Origin of the sequence: Streptococcus oralis, from assembly GCF_026782125.1 — a bacterium.
In the GTDB taxonomy this organism is placed as follows: Bacteria; Bacillota; Bacilli; order Lactobacillales; family Streptococcaceae; genus Streptococcus; species Streptococcus oralis_CE.
Genome location: NZ_JAKUVY010000002.1, coordinates 183,425 through 206,277, shown reverse-complemented (window position 1 = coordinate 206,277; position 22,853 = coordinate 183,425). Strand labels below are relative to the sequence as shown.

23 protein-coding genes are annotated in these 22,853 nt (G+C 39.9%); 2 read left to right on the top strand and 21 right to left on the bottom strand.

Annotated elements, in window-relative coordinates:
• Nucleotides 1-2 precede the first annotated feature (2 nt).
• From MK385_RS02505 to eno, 14 genes are all read right to left on the bottom strand, one after another.
• Nucleotides 3-971 (bottom strand): thiamine pyrophosphate-dependent dehydrogenase E1 component subunit alpha, encoded by a 969-nt coding sequence (locus MK385_RS02505; protein WP_095726018.1) that lies wholly within the window; start codon nt 969-971, stop codon nt 3-5.
• A gap of 178 nt (nt 972-1,149) precedes the next feature.
• Nucleotides 1,150-2,490, bottom strand: a complete 1,341-nt coding sequence (locus MK385_RS02500; protein WP_268725191.1) for an MATE family efflux transporter — start codon at nt 2,488-2,490, stop codon at nt 1,150-1,152.
• Nucleotides 2,491-2,531: 41 nt separating this feature from the next.
• A complete protein-coding gene (locus tag MK385_RS02495) occupies nt 2,532-3,800 on the bottom strand; it encodes a dihydroorotase (protein ID WP_268725190.1) in 1,269 nt (422 codons plus the stop codon).
• Between the two features lie 12 nt (nt 3,801-3,812).
• Nucleotides 3,813-4,277, bottom strand: coding sequence for an NUDIX hydrolase (locus MK385_RS02490; protein WP_001135768.1), 465 nt, complete (start codon nt 4,275-4,277; stop codon nt 3,813-3,815).
• 9 nt (nt 4,278-4,286) lie between these two features.
• Nucleotides 4,287-4,940 carry a uracil-DNA glycosylase gene (locus MK385_RS02485; protein ID WP_125457574.1) on the bottom strand — a complete coding sequence of 218 codons (654 nt, stop codon included), beginning with the start codon at nt 4,938-4,940 and terminating at the stop codon, nt 4,287-4,289.
• A 119-nt stretch (nt 4,941-5,059) separates the two neighbouring features.
• Entirely contained in the window at nt 5,060-5,353 is a 294-nt protein-coding gene (locus MK385_RS02480) for a hypothetical protein (RefSeq protein ID WP_049520327.1), read from the bottom strand.
• A gap of 23 nt (nt 5,354-5,376) precedes the next feature.
• Nucleotides 5,377-6,069, bottom strand: a complete 693-nt coding sequence (gene pynA, locus MK385_RS02475) for a pyrimidine 5'-nucleotidase PynA (protein ID WP_268725189.1) — start codon at nt 6,067-6,069, stop codon at nt 5,377-5,379.
• Between the two features lie 66 nt (nt 6,070-6,135).
• Nucleotides 6,136-6,552 (bottom strand): immunity 70 family protein, encoded by a 417-nt coding sequence (locus MK385_RS02470; protein ID WP_206283674.1) that lies wholly within the window; start codon nt 6,550-6,552, stop codon nt 6,136-6,138.
• Between the two features lie 84 nt (nt 6,553-6,636).
• Nucleotides 6,637-7,140, bottom strand: a complete 504-nt coding sequence (locus MK385_RS02465) for a hypothetical protein (protein ID WP_268725188.1) — start codon at nt 7,138-7,140, stop codon at nt 6,637-6,639.
• Nucleotides 7,141-7,424: 284 nt separating this feature from the next.
• Nucleotides 7,425-7,967, bottom strand: coding sequence for a ClbS/DfsB family four-helix bundle protein (locus tag MK385_RS02460; protein WP_070697200.1), 543 nt, complete (start codon nt 7,965-7,967; stop codon nt 7,425-7,427).
• Between the two features lie 125 nt (nt 7,968-8,092).
• Nucleotides 8,093-9,007, bottom strand: coding sequence for a cysteine peptidase family C39 domain-containing protein (locus tag MK385_RS02455; protein WP_268725187.1), 915 nt, complete (start codon nt 9,005-9,007; stop codon nt 8,093-8,095).
• Nucleotides 9,008-9,191: 184 nt separating this feature from the next.
• The gene (locus MK385_RS02450) at nt 9,192-10,028 is read right to left on the bottom strand and encodes an AraC family transcriptional regulator (protein WP_129312962.1); all 837 of its coding nucleotides are present in this window, start codon (nt 10,026-10,028) and stop codon (nt 9,192-9,194) included.
• A gap of 203 nt (nt 10,029-10,231) precedes the next feature.
• On the bottom strand, nt 10,232-10,726 hold the full coding sequence (locus MK385_RS02445) for a YkgJ family cysteine cluster protein (RefSeq protein WP_042767880.1): 495 nt from the start codon (nt 10,724-10,726) through the stop codon (nt 10,232-10,234).
• Between the two features lie 125 nt (nt 10,727-10,851).
• Nucleotides 10,852-12,156 (bottom strand): surface-displayed alpha-enolase, encoded by a 1,305-nt coding sequence (eno, locus tag MK385_RS02440; protein WP_000022813.1) that lies wholly within the window; start codon nt 12,154-12,156, stop codon nt 10,852-10,854.
• Between the two features lie 309 nt (nt 12,157-12,465).
• Here eno and MK385_RS02435 point away from each other — a divergent pair, with 309 nt between their 5' ends.
• Nucleotides 12,466-12,936, top strand: coding sequence for a hypothetical protein (locus tag MK385_RS02435; RefSeq protein WP_268725186.1), 471 nt, complete (start codon nt 12,466-12,468; stop codon nt 12,934-12,936).
• Between the two features lie 76 nt (nt 12,937-13,012).
• Entirely contained in the window at nt 13,013-13,459 is a 447-nt protein-coding gene (locus MK385_RS02430) for a DUF1694 domain-containing protein (protein WP_268725185.1), read from the top strand.
• Here MK385_RS02430 and MK385_RS02425 read toward each other — a convergent pair.
• From MK385_RS02425 to MK385_RS02395, 7 genes are all read right to left on the bottom strand, one after another.
• Entirely contained in the window at nt 13,456-14,571 is a 1,116-nt protein-coding gene (locus MK385_RS02425; protein WP_268725184.1) for a glycerate kinase, read from the bottom strand. The two genes, MK385_RS02430 and MK385_RS02425, sit on opposite strands and share 4 nt — an antisense overlap.
• A gap of 9 nt (nt 14,572-14,580) precedes the next feature.
• Nucleotides 14,581-15,225, bottom strand: a complete 645-nt coding sequence (gene serB / locus MK385_RS02420) for a phosphoserine phosphatase SerB (protein WP_268725183.1) — start codon at nt 15,223-15,225, stop codon at nt 14,581-14,583.
• A 61-nt stretch (nt 15,226-15,286) separates the two neighbouring features.
• A complete protein-coding gene (gene glgA / locus MK385_RS02415) occupies nt 15,287-16,720 on the bottom strand; it encodes a glycogen synthase GlgA (protein WP_061427423.1) in 1,434 nt (477 codons plus the stop codon).
• The gene (gene glgD, locus MK385_RS02410) at nt 16,717-17,856 is read right to left on the bottom strand and encodes a glucose-1-phosphate adenylyltransferase subunit GlgD (protein ID WP_268725182.1); all 1,140 of its coding nucleotides are present in this window, start codon (nt 17,854-17,856) and stop codon (nt 16,717-16,719) included. Before glgD ends, glgA begins: the two co-directional genes overlap by 4 nt.
• Nucleotides 17,846-18,988, bottom strand: coding sequence for a glucose-1-phosphate adenylyltransferase (locus tag MK385_RS02405; protein WP_000787263.1), 1,143 nt, complete (start codon nt 18,986-18,988; stop codon nt 17,846-17,848). Before MK385_RS02405 ends, glgD begins: the two co-directional genes overlap by 11 nt.
• Before the next feature lie 157 nt (nt 18,989-19,145).
• Nucleotides 19,146-21,041: a 1,4-alpha-glucan branching protein GlgB gene (gene glgB, locus MK385_RS02400; protein WP_268725181.1), complete on the bottom strand. Its 1,896-nt coding sequence runs from the start codon at nt 21,039-21,041 to the stop codon at nt 19,146-19,148.
• Nucleotides 21,042-21,313: 272 nt separating this feature from the next.
• A complete protein-coding gene (locus MK385_RS02395; protein WP_049490616.1) occupies nt 21,314-22,738 on the bottom strand; it encodes an NADP-dependent glyceraldehyde-3-phosphate dehydrogenase in 1,425 nt (474 codons plus the stop codon).
• Nucleotides 22,739-22,853 lie beyond the last annotated feature (115 nt).

Below are 22,853 nucleotides of genomic sequence, written 5' to 3'. Positions count from 1 at the left end.
CCTTAGTCTGCGTAAATATCTTCAAATGCTGATTCTAGTGGTGGGAATGGGCTTTCTTCTGCAAATTTAACAGAAGCTTCTACTGCTTCCTTGACTTGTGCTTGAATTTCTTCCAATTCTTCTGCACTTGCAATATTGTTTTCAATGAGGTATTTGCGAAGATTTTCGATTGGGTCTTTTTGTTTCCACAATTCCACTTCTTCACGCGTACGATATTTACCAGGGTCAGATGATGAGTGACCAAGCCAGCGATATGTGATACTTTCGATCAAGACTGGGCCATTGCCACCACGAACATGATCTACTGCTTTCTTAAATCCTTCATAAACATCGATGACATTGTTTCCATCTTCGATAAACATTCCAGGGATTCCATAAGCAGCACTACGTTGATGAATATGCTCCACATTGGTCATTTTCTTGATATCCGCAGAAATCCCATAACCGTTGTTAATGCAGTAGAAAATAACAGGAAGTTTCCAAATAGAAGCCATGTTCACTGCTTCGTGGAAAACACCCTCGTTGGTAGCGCCATCGCCAAAGAAGCAGACAACGATTTTACCAGTATGTTGCATTTGCTGACTGAGGGCTGCACCGACAGCGATTCCCATACCACCACCAACGATACCATTGGCACCGAGGTTCCCAGCATCCAGGTCAGCGATATGCATGGAACCGCCTTTTCCTTTACAAGTACCGGTGTACTTACCAAGGATTTCAGCCATCATTCCGTTAAGGTCAATCCCCTTAGCAATAGCTTGACCATGACCACGGTGGTTTGAGGTAATCAGATCATCTGGATTAAGAGCCAGCATTGCTCCGACGTTAGCAGCTTCCTCTCCGACAGAAAAGTGAGTCATACCGGGAACTTTCCCCTTTTTCACTAACTGAGCAATTTTTAAGTCCATGCGACGGATTTCTTCCATCTTACGGAACATCTCTAGCAAAAGATTTTTATCTAAAGTTGACATAATCTTGCCTTTCTAACTTTGTACTTACCTTACTATTTTACCTTTTTTAGTATACGCTGTCAAAGTATATGGCTAATAAAAATTCACAATATAAAAAAATAAACCCCTGTTAAAACAGGGATTCTCTCTAGTTAGAGCATTTTTTCACAAAGTTGTTTTTCAGGATATTTTCCAAAAATTAGCTCAATCTTTTCATTACGGTTTTCAGACGCCATTGATACAAACAACCAGAAACAATCAAGCTGGCTATTAACCCAATCCAGTAGGCAAATGCCCCTAAGTCAGTTGCCTGATCTAGTAGATATCCTAGTGGTATCGCTACTCCCCAATATCCAATTAAGCCAAGATAGAAAGGAACGATAGTGTCCTTATACCCTCTTAAAATTCCTTGGAGCGGAGCCGCAAAGGTATCAGCTAGCTGGAAAAAGAGACTGTAGGTTAGAAATACAGCAGTTGTTTCAATGAACTGAGAGTCATTCCCATATAGACTTGCTACACGATCTCTAAAAATGTAGAGAAAAGATAGGGTAAGACCTGCAAAAATAAGGGCGGTTACTCTCCCCAGACGAGCATAGGTTTTTGCATCCTCAAAACGTTTAGCCCCCACCTCGTAAGACACAACAATCGCCATAGCAGAGGAAATACTCATAGGAAAAGCGTACATAAGACTCGAAAAGTTCATAGCTGACTGGTGGCTAGCGATGATGAGCGATGAAAACTTAGCCATGATTAGTCCCACCACGGAGAAAATAGCTACTTCAGCAAATACGGTTCCCCCGATTGGTAGACCTAATCGAACACCTTCCTTGATTTTATCTATATTGAGTGGAATACGTTTTTCAAGATGTAGCGCTTTTAACTTTTCTTGTTTGAACAAAACAAGCAGGGAAATGCCCAATAAAACCCAATAGGCTAGCGAAGTTCCTAGCCCTGCTCCTGAACCACCAAGCTCAGGAAAACCGAATACTCCATATATCAAGAGATAGTTAAAACCACTATTTAGCGGAAGTAATAGGAGCATGAGGTACATAGATAGCTTGGTCAAACCAAGAGAATCTAACAATGACCGAATGACACTAAAAAGCAACAAGGGAATAATCCCGATAGACAGGTACCAAAGATAGGAAACTGCAACTGCCGCCACTTGAGCTTCTAGTCCGATGTTGTTTAAGACAGATGGCGCTAAGAATACTACCATTCCAAGCAAGACCAAAGACAGTCCGAAAGCCAAGTAGATAAATTGGTAAAAATCAGATGCTACTTCTTCCTTTTTGCCCCGTCCCAGATGATGGCCTATGATGGGAACCATGGCCGAAACAATCCCTGTTAAAAAAGTAAAGAAAGGATTCCATAGACTCGTTGCGGTTGACACCCCCGCCAAGTCCATGGTATTGTACTGCCCAGTCATGGTTGTATCAACAAAAGAGGCAGAATAATTGGCAAATTGATAGATCAGGATAGGGAAAAATATCTTAAGAAATAAGACAAACTTATCTTTAAATTGATGGGTTGGATACATATACGCTCTCTATTCTTATAGTTTATAGAGCAGAATCCCATCTAGTTTTGATAGACGATTTGTCCCTTACAGATGGTATATTTAACCTGCCCTTTTAAAGTTTCCCCAATAAATGGAGAATTAGCTGATTTTGAAGCAAAGTTTGGACCAACAGTACGATCAGCCTTAGCATCAAAGATAGTGATATCCGCCGGACCATTTTCAGCTAAGTAGCCTGCTTCAAAGTTGTAAAGTTTGGCTGGATTAACAGTCATTTTTTCAAGCAATTCCATCAAGCTTAGCTCGCCAGCATCTACCAAATAAGTCAAACCAAGAGAAAGAGAGGTTTCTAAGCCAGTCATACCAGATGGCGCTTTGGTGATATCTTCTACATTTTTCTCATCTGCATGGTGAGGCGCGTGGTCTGTCGCGATAACTGTGATAACACCTGACTTGAGACCTTCGATCACGGCACGACGGTCTGATTCCAAACGAAGCGGAGGATTCATTTTGGCATTGCTTCCTTGTGTCAAAAGGAGAGCTTCCGTCTTAGAGAAATGCTGTGGCGCTACTTCTGCTGTGACTTGCGCTCCCAAACCTTGAGCGAATTCCACTACCTTGACACTTTCTTCCTTAGACAAATGCTGGATGTGAACATGGGCCTTGGTTGCATAGGCAATCATAACATCACGCGCAATCATAGCGTATTCTGCCACCCCTGTCGCACCACAAATATGGAAATGTTCCTTAGCGATGTTTTCGTTAAATCCAAGAATCCCATTCAAACCTGGATCTTCCTCATGAAGACTAATAAAAGTATTAAGTTTTTTAGCTTCTTCCATGGCTTCCTTGACCACTTTACTGCTCTCAAGCGGAATACCATCATCAGAAAAACCAACCGCACCTGCTTCTAAAAGCGCCTTAAAGTCTGTCAAGTCTTGCCCATTAAAGTTCTTGGTAATAGTCGCAACTGTCTTGACATTGATTTTTTCCTTGGCAGCTGACTGAAGAACTTCTTGCAAAGTTTCTACGTCCGAAATGGTTGGACTAGTATTAGCCATCATGACAACCGTTGTAAAACCACCTGCAGCAGCCGCTAGTGCCCCAGTATGGATGTCCTCCTTGTGGGTCTGACCAGGTTCACGGAAATGAACATGAATATCAACTAGTCCAGGCGCAACTACAAGACCCGTAGCATCAATTAGCTCTGCTCCTTCTTCCTTGATTTCCGGAGCAATTTTGATAATTTTCCCATCTTGGACTAAAATATCACACACTTGATCCAAACCAGACTTAGGATCCATTACACGACCGTTTTTGATTAGTAGCATCTGCTTTCTCCTTTATTCATAGAAATCAACTTGGGTATCCAACAATTTATCCCCATCATAAACAAACTTGGCTGAAAAGAAGGGTTTGTCCTCTAAAAGCCACTCAACAAAGGTATGATCACCTTCCCAAGTCGGCTTGCTTAAGACTTCATCATAGGGAACCCATTCTAAGGTTCCCTCATTGCAGTCAATCAAGTCACCCTCAAACTCCGTCACCTTAAAAACATAGGTGTACCAGTCTAAATCTGGTGTGAATTCTGGAAAAGTGATAACACCTTTTAGAACTGGCTTGGCTTTGAGGCCTGTTTCTTCGAGGATTTCACGCGCTGCGCACTCCTGAGGAGTCTCCCCTCGTTCTAGCTTACCACCCACACCAATCCATTTGCCTTCGTGGACATCATTGGGTTTCTTATTACGATGAAGCATGAGCAGTTCTTTTCCGTTATCAATGTAGCAAATCGTCGCTAACTGAGGCATATTCTCTCCTTATCTAAGCCAATCGATTGGCTCTTGTCCTGTCTCTGTTAAGAATGCATTGGCCTTGGAAAAAGGCTTGGAACCCCAAAATCCTCTATAAACCGATAAAGGACTAGGATGGGCTGATTCGATAATCAAGTGGTGAGGATTGGTAACCAAGGCCTTCTTCTTGCGTGCATAAGCACCCCAGAGTACAAAGACTACAGGTCTGTCTAGATTATTTACAACCCGAATCACAGCATCTGTAAATGGCTCCCATATCTGCCCAGCATGACCATTGGCCTGCCCAGCAGGAACCGTCAAGCAAGCATTGAGAAGCAAGACTCCTTGCTCAGCCCAAGACGTCAAATCATGTGATTTCTTAACGCCGATATCATCTGACAATTCTTTTAAAATGTTTTGCAAGGACGGCGGAGCTGGGATTGACTCAGGTACAGAAAAACTCAAACCCTGCGCTTGACCTGGCCCGTGATAGGGGTCTTGCCCTAGAATCACAACCTTAACTTCTTCAAGCGGTGTAGTCAAGAGAGCCTGAAAAACTTTTTCCTTAGGTGGATAAACAGTTCCCTGAGCATAGACCTGCTCCATAAACTGATTGATTTTCCCAAAATAACCTTCAGGTAGTTGCTCCTTAATCAAAGCATGCCATGATGAGTGTTGCATCGCCAACTCCTTCGTTTTTACTGCCTCTATTATAGCAAAAAGTGGCTATCTAAACCACTTTTTACAGTTCTTATATATACTGTTATTGACCCTATTATTTGACATTAGTATTCACAGTATCAATCAGCCATTAAAAACTTTTCGATTGTATCAATAGCATAGGAAAGTTGATTATTTACAGACATCATCCGTTCAAAATTAGCGTCCATATAGTAGAGTTCAGATAAACCACCCCTAGGGAGAAAGAGTGAATAGTGGATATTCATCTTCTCTCGAGTACTTAACTCTATATGATTGCTTATGATATACTTTAACTCTTTTAACGAATTTACTTGAGCAACCACACCTTTTAACTGATACTGCTCGATGAGGTTTAGTAAATTGTCAATCTCTTCAATGACTTTAGTTTCCATATCATCCCCTCTTAGGAAAAGCACTACATAGCATCCAAACAATCTAGCAAGTCTTGGTAAGAATGGACTTCATAAGTTGGCTGGGCTTGTGTGTGATTTTCGATTCGTTGAGGGTTGTACCAGATAGTGTCAATGTCAGCATTATTGCCACCTTGAATGTCGGCAGTTAAGGAATCTCCAATCATCAGCGTCTTTTCTTTATCAAATCCTGCAATCTGCTGACCGATTTTTTCATAGAATAGTGCATCAGGTTTTTGTGTTTGCAACTGTTCAGAGATAAAGACTTGGTTGAAATAGGGAGCCAGACCAGATTGAGCCAAACGTCCCGTCTGAATGGCAGTAATGCCATTTGTCGCAGCATACAAGTCATAATCACGTTCGATGAGGCTGTCCAAGAGTTCATGAGCACCCGAAAGAGTTTGTCCCTGTTGGGCTAAGTAAAATTGGTAACGCTGGGCAAGTAACCTACCATCTTTTTCCTGTCCAAAATGAGCAAATAAACGAGAAAAGCGCGTGTTAACCAGTTCTTGTTTACGGATTTTCTTTTGCTCCAAGTCCTTCCAGAGAGCCTTGTTCATAGGAACGTAATAGTCTTTATAGGCTTGGATATCCGCAACTCCTTCTTCTTTTAGAAGTTGTGTCAAAGCTACATCCTCAGCAACATCAAAATCAAGCAAGGTGTGGTCAAGGTCGAAGAGTAGAAATTTGTAGGGCATTGAGTTTCCTTTCTGAAAATTCATTAAGAATATTATAGCATAAATGAATCTTTGATTTATTGAGTTTCAAATACTTTTTACACTCACATTTTGACCGTGCTCAAGTGCAAATCTAAAACTAGTCAGCAAAACTTCTATTAAATCTTTTCCGGAACTCGTTATGAAATAATGCGATAAATTTGTTATATGCTCTGCGATATTATTTCCCCAAGGAGGAGTGAGTGACAAATCTTCAAAATCCCATATAACATCCTGAGGGAGAAATTTTTTCAACTCTTCTTGGATAGATAACAACTCCTCTATTCCTTTTTCAACAGATTCAAAAGGAACATCTCCCCAGTAAAGCTTATTCATTATTACTGGGTATCTACTTCCCCACTTATTATTCTCTAAGCGAACATAAATAGTCGAAAAGAATGAATTAAAAAGACTCCCTTCTCCTATAGTCCACCAATTATAACCAACCATTAACCCTACAGACATAGATATTCTCCTATTCATTTTTAATATTATTTAACGTCAACTAAAGTTTTATATTGATAGTATCTAAAACATACATTCATTCCCCTACCTCAACTCCTTGGCTATTCTGCTCTTTTCAAGTTTTCCCTTGGTAATTCGTTTCCATAAAACAAGTGGATTCAAACTATAAGATAGGCGTACGAGGAAATAATTAACCCATTCTATAAGGGCAAAAAGCTGTATCAACGTGGCTAAGATAGTCCCTAGGATACTCTGGGTATTCCAGACAATAAAAGGAAAGCCTGAAATAAGTAAAACAAGGTCTAGCATTCTGAAACCACCATATAGTTTGGGGACACTAGCGCTTCCGAACTGAGATTTCGACAGTCTTCTCATCAAAATCGCCCAATAGATTGAACCTTGAAGCAAAATAAATGTCAGTAAAGACAGAGGATAGAGAATGGAGAATAAACTCCTCCAATCACCAAGCCGATTTTTCAAAAGGAAAAAACAAAACCAAATAGATAGGACGGCTGTGAACTCTCCCAAACAGAGGGACACCAACTCTTTTCTAACTTTCTCTTTTTGTATGTTCATCATTTCCCCCATCTATCTATCATCCTATATCGAAAAAAAGCCTTTCGATCCAATTTATAGTCAACATTTCACAGAATAAAGGCGTTCTATGCGTCGAACAGTTCAATCCCTTTAATATCAATGTAATTCTAAGTTTAGAATTACATTAAAATAAATGTTTTAGACCTATTCTAAGTCTATGATAGCCTTAAATTTTAATTTTTGAAGGATTCTAAAGCTAGAATAGTTAAAAAATCACGAGAATGAAGCTATTCGAAGCTTAGAAGAACCTTTTCTAAACCTCATACCCACTTTAACTAGCGACACTTACAATTCTTCTGATGAGCTTTGAGTTTTTTTAGAGCCCAGTCATAGTGACTGGAGGTGCTACTGACAAAGTAGGAACCTAGACTTGTCCCTCCCGTCCACTTATAGATACCTTTGGTAAAGAGTTGGTCATTACTGAAGCCTTCCATCAACTTTAAAACCTCTCTATGCGATTGATTGAGGAGTTTGGTCGCTTCTTCTAAGGAAGTTCTCTGGTGCTTCTTCCAAAAAGCGACATTCATTTCTCCATAAGTTTTCCAATTATAAGGCTCAGGGAGAAAAGATCTTTCAAGACCCTTTTGATTAGAATAAACCCAGGTCAGAAGTAACTGATGCCATTCATAGAGATGGATCAGGACATCCCGTAGATTTTTATCCCTTTTCCAGTGAGCTTCTTTTTTCTTTTGGTCTTTTGAAAAATCAAAAGGAGTCTGTAGCTCCTCTTCACTTAACTGAAAAATTAGGAGATTAAGTTTTTCATAGTTTTCCTTAGAGGCTAACACTAGCTCCTCTTTTGTTTTTGGTCTAGGCATAGGAGTCCTCCCTTCGTTTTCTAGTAGGTTAAGGTGTTTTCTTACTTCATTATACCATAATCAAAAAGCAGTTCTTCATTTTAAGAAAAACTGCTTTTACTAACTATTTTTTATGCTTATAGTCACTACTTTATATATAAATCTTTAAAGAGACCATCCACTTCTGCTATCTGATAGAGGAAGTTGGATAGTTCTTGGTAATCTTCTTTTAAACATGAAAGGTGGGCTTGACCAAATAAAGAAGCCAACTCCTCTTTTAATCTTGCCCCTTCTGGATCATGATCTTTTAAAAATTTACTGAGATAGAGACTTCGAACAGCCGCAAGTTTAAAGCTGAAATATTGATGCAATTGTTTTTGCTCCGTATTTAAGCCGCTTTCAGCAACTGCTTTTGCATAGCATTTCAAAACACCGTTTTGACCATTCAGATATCGGGACTTTATAATCTTTGCTGTTTCCTGATAGATTTCAGTCTGACTAGGAGTCTTGAGCCGCTTAAAATTCCCCCACATGGAGTATGCTCCACGCTTATAGTCAATAGCCTCTGCCTTCCAGGCTTCTAAGATGTCTTTAAAAGTAACCTTCATACAAGCAAAACCAGCTGGATCATGCAAATAGAGGTACTGATCATCAATGCCATACACGGTTACGAAGTGATCCACACCATAAAGGATTGTGTGATTGGGATTGTAGGTCAGATGGCCCATATCAAGAGGCCCCAGTACGACAGGTCCATTGGACAGAAAGGTTTCCAACTTTCCTTTAACCTCTTCCAAATCTACTTCCAATCCATCCTTTAGATAGAAGTCCTCATAGTCAAACCCAAGTATTTTTAAGGAATGAGAGATGGAAAGGTCTGGCATTCCATTATCAAAGAATACTAAAGGGTGCTCCTCATCTTCCTTCACGATACTAGCGCCATTTCCCATCACCATGATTGCCTCTAAAAAATCTGCTTTAAAGTCATAACCATAGGCATCCAGTGCCATTGCCAATGAATAGCTATAGCAAAGTGACACATCTCCAAAATACATCTGCATATTCCTGCCTCCTTATCTTCTATGGGACTATTATACCGAGAAAACTATTCTCATGCCCCATAAAATCCAAACAAAAAATAGGGCATGTTTGCTTTACGGACATGAATTTCCACAATAAAAGACTCTGTAAAAGATATCTTCTACAGAGTTAGTTTTGCATCTTTATAAAATATCAGAAAATTATCTAGTCCTTGATCACTGGTATCCAGAGTTCCATTTGATAGTCTGGTGACGACATGTCGCCTTCGGAATAGACTTCAAAATCTGGAGCACCTGAATGACGATAGCCTGTTTCTGGGAAAAAGACTTCCAAGACATATTTCCAAGCATGGTGAATGCTTGCTGGTATGGGGCCTTTGACTGGTACGATTGCATATTCAGCTGCTGGTATATCTTTGATTGACAGATCTAGTTCTTCTGCTTTAGCTTTATCTGTCACATCATAAGCAGCCATATAGTTGATAATTTCGCCTTCTTTGACATCCGAGCAGACGCCAAAGGATTGGCCGCTACCCAAACTTTCTAGGCTTTCAAAACTGTGAGTTGCATAGAGTTGCTCCCAAGCAGACGGGCATTTGCTATTGTCAATAGCTTCCAATAGGACGCCTGCCACAGTAAAAGAAGGTTTCTTTTGAATCTTGATGTCCATGTTCTTTCCTCCTGTAATCTTTAAGGATAATTGAAGCCTAGGAAAAACCCGATAAGGTTTTCCATTTCGAACCTCTGAAGGAGTTGCCCCATGGAATTTCTTAAAGGCTGCACTGAAGGCGTCCGCAGAGTCGTAGCCATATTTCATTGCTATGTCAATGACTTTCTCAGTACTTTCCCGTAAGTCTGTTACTGCTTCTGACAACCTGCGATTGCGCAAATATTCTGCCAAGGTCATATCAGCAAGGATAGAAAAGAGTCTACTAAAGAGAGGATAAGAATAGCCTGATAGCTGCTGAAATCTTTTCATATCCACTTCTCCAGTCAGCTGCTCCTCCAAATAATCCATGGTTTGGTTGAATTGATGCATCATATTCGTTTCTTCTTACCTCCACAAGATACAAAAGTCCTTAAAAGCAAAGTGAAAATAGAAAAATTGACGCTAGAGCTTCTAGTCCTAAAAATTTTTTCTTTTTCGAACAGCTTTTAGGCCCGTGTTCAATTCTATCTATAGTCTATCAGATATCAGATACTTCCGCCCTAGAATCTTTGTACAAGATTTAAAAGTGTAAATTTCTATAACTTATCCTTTAATTTCTCAACAAAGAGATAGGCTGCTGGGCAGGTCAAAGTATTCTTAATCGTCAAATGGTTAATTTGATGGATCTTCTTACGGTCTGTATGGGGAAATTCCCGGCAGGCCTTTGGACGAACATCATAGATAGAACAGAGATTGTCTCCACCTAAAAAGGGGCAAGGCATGGATTTGAAAACCTTATCTCCATCTTCATCAACTTGTAAAAACTCTGCTTCAAAGGCTGGTAATTTCATCTTAAAATACTTGGCGATACGTGTAATATCGGCTTCTTTAAAGTCAGGTCCCAATGTCTTGCAACAGTTAGCACATGCAGTGCAATCAATCTCAGAAAAAACTTCTTCGTGAATTTGCTGGGCTATCTTATCTAAGTTTTTAGGAGGTTTTTTCTTTAGATTAGCTAACACTTTGCGGTGCTCCTTCTGCTTTTGCAAGGCTAGCTGATGGTAATACTCAATATCAATTTCTTTAGACATAATTTCTTTCTAATTCAAGTGTTTTTGTCTATTATACCATAAACCATTTTCTATTTTTTACCTTTGAACACAAAAAAGCCCTTCGGATAAAATCCGAGGGGCTTAAAACGTTGTTAAATCAACGATTATTTTTTAAGGTTGTAGAATGATTTCAATCCACGGTATTCAGCTACTTCACCAAGTTGGTCTTCGATACGAAGCAATTGGTTGTATTTAGCGATACGGTCTGTACGTGAAAGTGAACCAGTCTTGATTTGTCCTGCGTTAGTTGCAACTGCGATATCAGCAATTGTTGAATCTTCAGTTTCACCTGAACGGTGTGATACAACTGCAGTGTAACCAGCTTCTTTAGCCATTTCGATAGCTTCGAAAGTTTCAGTAAGAGTACCGATTTGGTTAACTTTGATAAGGATTGAGTTAGCAGCACCTTCTTGGATACCACGTGCAAGGTAGTCAGTGTTTGTTACGAAGAAGTCGTCACCAACAAGTTGTACTTTCTTACCAAGACGTTCAGTAAGAGCTTTCCATCCATCCCAGTCGTTTTCATCCATACCATCTTCGATAGTGATGATTGGGTATTTGTTAACCAATTCTTCAAGGTAGTCAATTTGTTCAGCAGATGTACGAACAGCAGCGCCTTCACCTTCAAATTTAGTGTAGTCGTAAACTTTGCGTTCTTTATCGTAGAATTCTGATGATGCACAGTCAAATCCGATAAATACGTCTTTACCTGGAACGTATCCAGCAGCTTCAATCGCAGCAAGGATAGTTTCAACACCATCTTCAGTTCCTTCGAAACGAGGAGCGAATCCACCTTCGTCACCTACGGCAGTTTCCAAACCACGTGATTTAAGGATTTTCTTAAGAGCGTGGAAGATTTCAGCACCGTAACGAAGAGCTTCTTTAAATGTTGGTGCACCAACTGGCAAGATCATGAACTCTTGGAAAGCGATTGGAGCGTCAGAGTGAGAACCACCGTTGATGATGTTCATCATTGGAGTTGGAAGAACTTTAGTGTTGAATCCACCAAGGTAGCTGTAAAGTGGGATTTCAAGGTAGTCAGCAGCAGCGCGAGCTACAGCAATAGACACACCAAGAATTGCGTTTGCACCCAATTTACCTTTGTTAGGAGTACCGTCAAGTGCGATCATAGCACGGTCGATAGCTTGTTGGTCACGTACATCGTAGCCGATGATTGCTTCAGCGATGATGTTGTTTACGTTGTCAACAGCTTTTTGTGTACCAAGACCACCGTAACGAGATTTGTCACCGTCGCGAAGTTCAACTGCTTCGTGTTCACCAGTAGAAGCTCCTGATGGAACCATACCACGTCCGAAAGCACCTGATTCAGTATAAACTTCTACTTCAAGTGTTGGGTTACCGCGTGAGTCTAGGACTTCGCGAGCGTAAACATCAGTAATAATTGACATTTTTTACTCTCCTTTGAGTTAAATTTTTTACACCTCTATGATACCTTAAAAACAAGCGTTTTTCAAGAAAAAACGTTATCTTTGTGCAAATTTTCCTTAACTTTATAAAGTAATCGCTTTCAAATCGTTCCGTAAATTCTAGTTAAAAATTTTTTGTCTCTCAATTAGTGGATAGTGTCAATAAGTAACAATTTAAGGAATGCATAGTGATAAAATATTTTACAATTTTATATCAAATCGATAAATCACTTTAAAAATTGACTTAAATTTGTTACCATATTATAAGACAAATAATTAAGGAGACTAATAATGAAAAATAAATCCATTTTCACTATTTTGTTTTTAGCAGTTTTTTTATTAACAGCTTGCTCCCATAATAGTAACAAGATTGTTGAAAAAAATAGTGACGGAACTTCTACTATTACTTATACTGATGGTAGTAAAATTGGAACCAATGGCAAAGATTTTACAATTTTACAGGAAGATGGAGTTTCGCTTGTATACCTAGACCAAGATAAAACCTATCAATACCAAGGTCCTGATGGTAGTTTTGTTTCAAAAGACAGTGGCGGATCTTACACTATGCAACTTCCCTCTGGCGAGAATATAATTTTGTATTCAAATGGTTCTTATTTAATTAGTAAGACTGATGGAAGTTCTGAAACAGGTACAAACAAAGAAGAACTTAATAAATACTTGATTTCTAAAGATTTCACTATTTTTTCTGAACTTGATAAAAAAGTTTCAGATATATTAGAATATATCAAGAAGAATAATTAAGTAGTATTGATCTCCTTCTAAGTGTAGAAGGAGATTTTATTTTGGAGTTCAACGTTATTTATGGTAAAATCAAACTATGACAGATTTATCAAAACAACTACTAGAAAAAGCTCATGGTGGGCCGAAATTAAACCCTGACGAACAACGTCGCTATCTCGGTACTTTCGAGGAAAGAGTTCTTGGCTACGCGGATGTTGAGACAGCCAATAGCCTTCAGCTACAAAAGGGATTTTTAACCATTTTGGAACATTTTCAAGAAAAGACAGAGACTCTTTTTGTGAAGATTTCCCCAACTATCGAGTTTGACAAACAAGTATTCTACTTAAAGGAAGCAAAGAAAACCAATAGTCAAGCTACGATTGTATCAGAGGATCATACTTCTTCTCCTTTAGGCTTAGTTATCCATTCGAACGAACCTGTTCAAGTGGATGAAAAGGATCTTCGTCTGGCTTTTCCAAACTTCTGGGAGATTAAACAGGATGAGTCAGTTAAAAAATCCATCTGGAAAAAATGGTTCGGCTAATCCTTCCTCAAATTTAATGAACGACCAATATTAGCTGCTGTGTGCTCCAAATAGAGGCTTGCTTTTTTCAGACTGTCTTCTAAAGGCTCACTTTTCTCTAGGATAGAGAATGCTGCTTGTATATTTTCAAATGGTAGGGGAGGCAAATCCTCAGAAAGACTACCGCAAATAGCTATAACAGGAACTCCCTTAGGAGTTCTTTTTGCTACACCGATAGGAGCTTTCCCAGCGAAGCTTTGACTGTCCAGCCTGCCTTCTCCAACGATAACCAAGTCAGCATCTTCAACCTTCTTGTCAAAGTCAATCAAATCTAAACAAGTGTCAATCCCAGATACGATACTGGCCTCAGCAAAGGCACAGAGTCCAGCAGCAATGCCACCGCCAGCTCCTGCTCCCTTCAATAACAGGGTTGAAGGTGAGAATTTTTCATAGAACCGCTGTATAGCCAAATCTACTCTTTCAAATAAACCAGAATTCAAGCCCTTTTGTTTTCCAAATGTGTAGGTTGCACCTTGATGACCACATAAAGGGCTCACGACATCTGCTAAAATGAGGATTTTCACATCTTCAGGAATTCTATACAACTCGCTATCTGAAACTGACTCGAACTCAAGCAATGTCTGACCGCAAGCAGGCAATTCTTTTCCCTTCTTATCATAAAAACAATAACCCAGACCAGCAGCAATGCCTATTCCACCGTCATTACTAGCCGTACCACCAACTCCGATATAGATTTCTTTCATCCCTTGATCAATGAGATGGTGAATCAACTCTCCAATACCTCTGGTTTGGATGTGGAGAGGGTTTCGATTCTCCCGCGGAATCTTCCCAAGACCAACCAATTCAGCAACTTCAAAGAGCGCTATTTGACCTTTTTGAAAGTAACGCATTGCTTCATTTAGACCAAAAGGTCCTGTCACCTCTTGCCATTTTTCTTCGAGTTCAAGAGAATGTCGAATAGCATCTACAGTTCCTTCCCCACCATCACCAACAGGACAGAGCAGACATTCTACATCAGCTATTGACTGTTCGAAGCCTTTTTTTATAGCTTGAGCGACCTCTTCTGCCGTCAAACTTTCTTTAAAAGAATCGGGTGCGATTACAATTTTCATAGTTCCCTCTCATTCTAAGAAATCAATCAAAGGCAAAACTTCTAAAAGATCCCTCGTATCTACATGACAAGCTATCTCAGCTTTTACGACCTCCTTGGCACAAAAGGCTATACCGTGACCTGCTGACTTTAACATCAAGAGGTCATTGGCACCATCACCGATGGCAATCGTTCTTTCTTTGGAAAGTTCTAATTCCTTTCTCCAAATCTCAAGCGTAGCTTGTTTTACTCGACCTGTCACAATTTCACCAACTAATTGTCCTGTTAAAAAACCGTCTTTGACTTCCAACTGGTTGGCAGAGAAATAGGAGATGCCAAGGGATTTTGCTAATCTCTCAACTATTGTTGTAAATCCACCGGACACTAGACCAACTAGAATGCCCTTCTTTTGAAGTATAGAAATAAATTCTTGAGCATTCTTGGACAGGTGAATGGATTTGAAGACAGTATCAAAGACTGAAAACGGAAGACCTTTTAACAAAGCCACTCTTGCTCGTAAGCTTGTTTCAAAGTCCAGTTCACCTCGCATTGCCTGGCTTGTAATCTGCGAAATTTCGGCTTCGCAACCTGCTTCTCTTCCTAAAAGATCAATCACTTCCTCTGCTATCAGGGTGCCATCAACATCCAAAACACAGAGCCCCATTACTTGAGCCATCACTTCTCCTCTTTTCTAAACAGCCCAAAAATCGTATGAAAGAATCATACGATTTTATCTATTAGTTGACTAGACTATGGTACAAGTCAAGATAAGACTTGCAAGCTGTATCCCATGAGAAATCGCATTCCATAGCTTGTTTTTGTAGATTTCTCCAAACGTCTGGCTGGTACTTATAAACATCCAAGGCTGTTTGGAAACTCCAGTTGAGCCAGTAAGGTGTTAAATTATCAAAGCTAAATCCAGTGCCAGTTCCTTCGATTGGATTGAAGGATTGAACCGTATCACACAATCCACCAACCTCATGAACCAATGGTAGAGTTCCGTAGCGCATAGCCATCATTTGTGACAAGCCACATGGTTCAAAACGGCTCGGCATAAGGAAGAGATCACAAGCTGCGTAAATTTCTTGAGCGAGCTTGACGTCAAAAGTGATATTTGCTGATAGTTTATCAGGATAGACTTGCGCAAACCAGGAGAAGGAATGTTCAAAAGCTGGGTCACCTGTTCCTAAAAGGACTATTTGAACGTCCTCCTGTAAGAAACGATGCAAGCTTTCTACCACAACATCAAAACCTTTTTGGCGTGTCAATCGAGAGACAATCCCAACTAGAGGAACATCTGCTCGCACTGGTAACCCAACTCTCTCTTGCAATTTTGCTTTGTTTTGAGCTTTTCCAGACAAATCTTCCTTATCAAAATGATAGTCTAAAAGTGGGTCTGTTTGAGGATTATAAAGATCTGCGTCAATACCATTGACAATACCTGAAACCTTACCTGACTCCATCCGAAGAATCTGGTCCAAACCGCAACCAAACTGACTGGTCATAATCTCGTGCGCATAGCTAGGAGAAACGGTTGAGACACGATCCGCGTAGAGAATCCCTGCTTTCATCCAGTTGAGACAATCATTCCAGCGCAGGGTGCCATCAGCATAGCGTTCAAACCCAACACCGAACAAATCCCACAACATTCCTTCAGAAAATTGACCTTGAAATTCCAAATTATGAATAGTTAAAACTGTTCTGATTCCTTGATATGCCTGAATCCAATGGTACTTTTCTTTTAACAAGAAGGGAATCATTGCTGTGTGGTAATCATGAACATGGAGAAGGTCAGGAATAAAGCCGATGCGTTCAATGGCTTCAAGAGCAGCCAGTTGGAAAAAGGCAAAGCGTTCACCATCGTCAAAATCCCCGTAAACATGACCGCGGAAGAAATAATATTGATTATCAATGAAGTAGAAGGTAACCCCATTCAAGACCGTTCTCTTAATACCACAGTACTGTCTACGCCATCCTACACTAACTTCAAAGTGGAGAACATCCTCTATCTGGTCTCCAAACTTAGCTTCTACCATATCATAGTAAGGCAAGAAAACTGCAACTTCGTGCCCCGCTTTTACAAGTGATTTGGGAAGTGCGCCAATGACATCGCCCAAACCACCTGTTTTTGAAAAGGGGGCTCCTTCTGCCGCTACAAATAAAATTTTCATGAATAAATGTCCTCTGTTACTGTTTCACCCTTCTTCACTACAACTGGATGTTCTGCTGTTCCTCGAATGACAACACCGTCCGCAACTTCAACACTTTTGTCTAGGATGGCATATTCAACTTGAGCACCTTGACCAATCACAACTCGAGGGAATAAAATGCTGTCTTTCACCACACTATCTTTATGAACATAAATGTTACGAGATAGGACTGACTGAACTACTTCACCCTCAATGATACTACCAGAAGCAAACTGAGAACTTCTTACTTTTGAAGTATTCGCATAGTAGGTTGGTTCTTCATTCTTAACTTTTGTATAAATCTTTTGATTTGGTGAGAAAAGAGAGTAGAATTTTTTAGATTCAAGCATATCGATGTTTGCTTGATAATAGGACTGAACAGAATGAATGTTCGCTAAGTAGCCTGTGTATTCGTAAGCAAAAGCTCCTTCTTTTGCAGCTAAATCACGAAGAACATAGCGTAACTTTTCAGGATATTCTTTCTGAGCCTCTTCTTCAAGTCGTTCAATCAACCAAGGAGTATCCACAACAAAGATATCTGTAGACATGTTGAAGAGTTCATCCGTAGATTTGTTATCAAAGAGTTTGTGCGAACGAACATGGTCAGTTTCATCAATTTCCAAGATAGCATTCACATCTGAAATGTCTTTCTTCGGAAGTTTCTTATATACAACTGTGATCGGACCTTTCGTTGTATTGTGTAGGTGGAAGACTTGATTCAAGTCAATATTCACCAGCACATCGCAGTTAATCGAAACGGTTTGGTTTGAACCTGAACGTCTCAAGTAGGTAAGAAGCTGTTGGTAATACTCTTTTCCAACTGTACTGCTTTCAACACGAGTATTGTAAATTCCTAGATAGTAGTGACTTAGAAGGGTGGACAAGCCCCACTCACGACCTGAACGGATATGGTCGAATACTGAGCTGATATTATCTTGTTGGAAAATACCAAAGATACTACGAACACCTGCATTTGCAAGACTGGAAAGGGGGAAGTCAATCAAACGGTATTTCCCACCGAAAGGTAAGCTAGCTACCGGACGGTGTTCTGTTAATGTTGACATATCATGAAAACCAACTGTGTTTCCTAAAATGGCTGAATATTTATCAATCTTCATCTGTTGCTACCCCCACTACTTCATTGTATCCTACTACTTGTACTTCGTCAGTTCCGTCAATCTCTACGCCGTCTGCAATAATGGCACCTTCACCAATAATAGCACGAGTAATCTTTGCTCCATGGCCAATAATAGCCCCACTCATGATGACTGAATCAACGACCTCGGCTCCTTCACGAACCTGTGCTTCTGTTGAAAGAATCGAACGTTTAACCGTTCCATCTACAAAACAGCCATCCACGACCAATGAATCCTCAACGTGTGCATGTGCTCCAAAGTAGTTGGGTGGTGAGATCAAGTTTCTTGAGTAAATTTTCCACTGACGATTGCGGCTATCCAAGGCATTTTCTGGCGAAATGTACTCCATATTGGCTTCCCAAAGTGACTCAATCGTACCAACATCTTTCCAGTAGCCATTAAATTCATAAGCATAGACACTTTCACCAGACTCGAGATAGTTAGGGATAACGTTCTTCCCAAAGTCTGACATATCCACATTGCTCTTTTCAGCAACAACAAGCATATTGCGAAGTCGTTTCCAGTCAAAGATATAAATTCCCATAGAAGCCTTTGTAGACTTAGGTTGCGCAGGTTTTTCCTCGAATTCAACGATACGGTTATTGGCATCTGTGTTCATGATACCAAAACGGCTAGCTTCTTTGAGAGGTACGTCTAGGACAGCTACTGTCAAACTGGCATTGTTATCCTTATGGGACTGAAGCATATCATCGTAGTCCATCTTGTAGATGTGGTCACCAGAAAGAATCAAAACATACTCAGGATTAACACTGTCGATGTAGTCAATGTTTTGGTAGATAGCGTGACTAGTCCCTTCAAACCAACGGTTTCCTTCGCTGGCTGAATAAGGTTGTAAAATAGAAACGCCTGAACTGATACCATCCAATCCCCAGCTAGAACCATTTCCGATATGGTTGTTCAAGGCGAGAGGTTGGTATTGCGTAATCACACCAACATTATGGATTCCAGAGTTTGCACAGTTGGAAAGAGCAAAGTCAATGATACGGTAGCGCCCACCGAATTGCACTGCCGGTTTGGCAATGCTTTGAGTGAGTTTTCCGAGACGAGTTCCTTGCCCACCCGCAAGGATCAAAGCTAGCATTTCATTCTTCATTTTCTACTCCTTTATAAAGACATGTGAACGTTAAAATCGAAAGAAGGTCGGAAGTCAAACTTTTTATAAAAATAATAGGAAATCCATTTCTCTTGTGTTTCAAGTCCAATACAAGTACATCCGTTTTTAAAATCTAAAAAATATCATCATCAGCCCATTATTCTTTTTTCTTGGTTGGTTTCAAACGACGCTTGATCTTCCAGATGCTTGCTCCCATGGCAGGCAGGGTAAAGGTCAAAGTCTGCTCATAATCTTTCCATAAGCCTTCTTGAGTCTGAACTGTTTGATTGTGCTCTTTCCACACACCTCCCCATTCTTCTAATTCTGTATTCCAAACTTCTTCGTAAATACCTGCAACAGGTAAACCAATCGTAAAGTCCTTACGTTCAACTGGTGCCATATTAAAGACACATACTAACATTTCGTCTTTCTTGCCCTTACGAATAAAGGAAAGGACACTCTGATCTCTATTATCAGCATCGATAATCTCGATACCATCATAACTAGTATCAATTTCCCACAGACAGCGATGGTCTTTATAGAATTGATTGAGTTGAGAAGTAAAATGCTTCATCTTGGCATTCATCGGATCTTCTAGATTAGACCATTCCAACTGCTCCTCAGACTTCCACTCGAGGAATTGCCCGTACTCACTACCCATGAACAAGAGTTTCTTACCTGGATGACAAATTTGATAGGTGTAGAGATTGCGCAGACCTGCGAACTGATTGTAGCGATCCCCCCACATCTTATGCATCATACTCTTTTTGCCATGAACCACTTCATCATGTGAGAAAGGCAGGAGATAGTTTTCATTGAAAACATACATAAAGCTGAAAGTCACAAGATTAAAGTCATACTTGCGATAAATCGGATCTTCCTCATAGAAACGGAGAATATCATTCATCCAGCCCATATTCCATTTATAGTCAAACCCAAGGCCGCCCATTTCTTTCATACCAGTAATCTTTGTTGCTGATGAACTTTCTTCTGCAATCATCATGATATCTGGATGAGCAAGCTTGATAACGGTGTTCAAACGTTGAAGGAAATAATAACCCTCGTAGTTAAGGTTTCCACCGTCTTTGTTTGGAGTCCAAGGAGCATTATCATAATCTAGATACAGCATATTGCTCACTGCATCGACCCGAATACCATCTAAGTGGTAAAAATCAATCCAAAATTTAATACTTGAGATCAGGAAAGACTGGACCTCATTTTTCCCGAGGTCAAAATTCAGTGCACCCCAACCGTAGTTATGAGCCTTGTTGTGGTCTTGGTATTCAAAAGTTGGTGTACCGTCATAATATGCCAATGCATCATCATTAATAGTGAAATGACCCGGAACCCAGTCGACGATAACACCGATATTATTTATATGACACTCTTCAACAAAATCTTGGAATTCCTCAGGTGTACCATAGGAATGTTCAAAAGCAAAGTAACCCATAAGCTGATAGCCCCAGCTCAATCCAAGTGGGTGAGCCATTAACGGCATGAACTCAATATGTGTATAGTTCATCTCAACTAAGTATGGAATCAACTCGTCTTTCAGTTGCGAAAACGTATAGGGACTACCATCTGGATTTCTCTTCCAAGACCCTGCATGAGCTTCATATATATTAACTGGTCTCTCGAAAAATCCCAGACGTTTGCGACGTGCTAACCAAAGGCCATCTTTCCATTTCTTTTCACGGATATTGGTCAGAACTGCTCCTGTACCCGGTCTAGCTTCAAAATAAACTGCCAAAGGATCAATCTTCATAATCTGGTGACCATTTGCACGCGTGATATGATATTTATAAATCTGACCCTCCTGGGCTTGACTTGTAAAGACTTCCCAAACACCTGCTTCATTACGAACCATGGGAATCTGATTCTCAACCCAATCGGTAAAATCACCAACTAGATGAACTGCTTGTGCATTTGGGGCCCAAACCCTAAAGGTATAGCCAATTTCTCCGTTTTTCTCCTCTCTATGCGCTCCTAAATAATGCTGGAGGTGAAAGTTCTCACCTGTAGTAAAGGTTCTTAATGCTTCTTGATTATTCATTCAATCCCCTTTCTTTTGTAAGCGTTTTCTATAATTCTATTATACACTCTTTTAAGATAACTTTCAAGTAATTTACGAAGGAAATCATATTTTTTTATGAAAGCCTTCAAAAAATTACCTAGCATTTTAAAAAAGATATCCAGAAAATAGAACACGAAACAATTTCCATATATTTTTTTATTATAATACCAGAATATTCGTTTTTTATCAATTTTCTACTGTATTGTTTTGAAAAAAATAAAATCAGGAAGTTATTTTCCTGATTTTATAAATTATCTCACATCAAAAACAATGGATTTGACATTTGTCATCGCTTCGATACTATATTTAATTCCTTGTACACCTGCACCAGAACCTTTTACACCAAGGAATGGGAAATTATCTGGTCCACGTTGTGTTTTATTATTAATATGAACGGTTCCAACTTCAAGTTTTTCAGCAATTTCAAACGCCTTCTTAAAGTCATTTGTAAAGACGGAAGATTGAAGACCGAATTCTGATTCATTAGCAATTTCTACCGCTTCATTAGCATCTGAAACTCGAATAATTGGGAGAACAGGTCCAAATGGTTCTTCCCAGGCTAATTTCATATCTCTTGTGACATAATCAAAAAGTCCTGGCCAAATGAGATTATTCTCACGTTTGATTGGGCTGAGCGCTTTAGCTCCTTTTTCCTGAGCATCTTCAATCAATCCCCAGATGAAATCAGCTGAAGCATTATCAATAACAGGTGTGATATCTGCATTGTCAAATGGATCACCGACTGTTAGCTTAGCAACTTCAGCTTGGAGCAATTCTGCCAATCTGTCTGCTACGCTTTCCACAACCAAAACACGTTTGATAGCGGTACAACGCTGACCAGAGTAGCTAAAGGCACCACCTACGATTTGCTTAGCTGCATTTTCTAAATCTGCATCTTCTAAGACAATTGCTGCATCTTTCCCACCAAGTTCAAGCATAATCGGGCGCATACCAGCTAAACGACCAATACGCTCACCAATCGGTGTTGAACCTGTAAAGTTAATGAAGTTCACTTCCTTGTGTTCGATGATGTAGTCTCCGATTTCAGAACCACGTCCAGTGATGGTGTTAAAGACACCTGCTGGGATTCCTGCTTCGTCAAATGCTTTAGCTAGCAAGAGGCCAGAAATAGATCCTTGTGTTGGGGGTTTGAACATAACGACATTTCCTGCAATCAAAGCCGGAGCAATCTTAGATCCAGAAAGGTTGACTGGATAGTTAAATGGTGCAATAGCTAAAACGACACCAACTGGTTCACGACGGACAACGGCTAGTTTATTTTTACTTGCAGCTTCAAAACCGCCACCTTCCATTGCTTGTCCAGTGATACGGAGACCTTCCTCGGCAGCAAAACGAATCAATTCTGCTGTACGTACTACTTCTCCAATGGCTGCTTTAATCCCTTTTGCAACCTCTTTAGCAAGAATGGTACCAATTTTTTCTTTGTCACGTTCCAAAATGTCTGCTGTCTTATGCAAATAGGCTGCACGCTCAACGGGTGCTAAATCACGCCATGCTGGGAGAGCTGCACGCGCAGCTTTCATCGCCTCATCTACTTCAGCCTGACTCATAGCAGGTACTGTACCCAACTTTTCTTGATTGATGGGAGAATAGATGGCAATTTCATTCTCTGATGATTTCCATTTTCCATTCACTAAATTCTGATAATGTGTCAAATTCTCTTCCTCCTGAAAATGATTAAACCTTATTTTATCAAATTTTCAGAAAATTACAACCCCTTTTTGGAAAATATTGATATTTTTTTCACAAACTTGATTCTTCAAATTATTT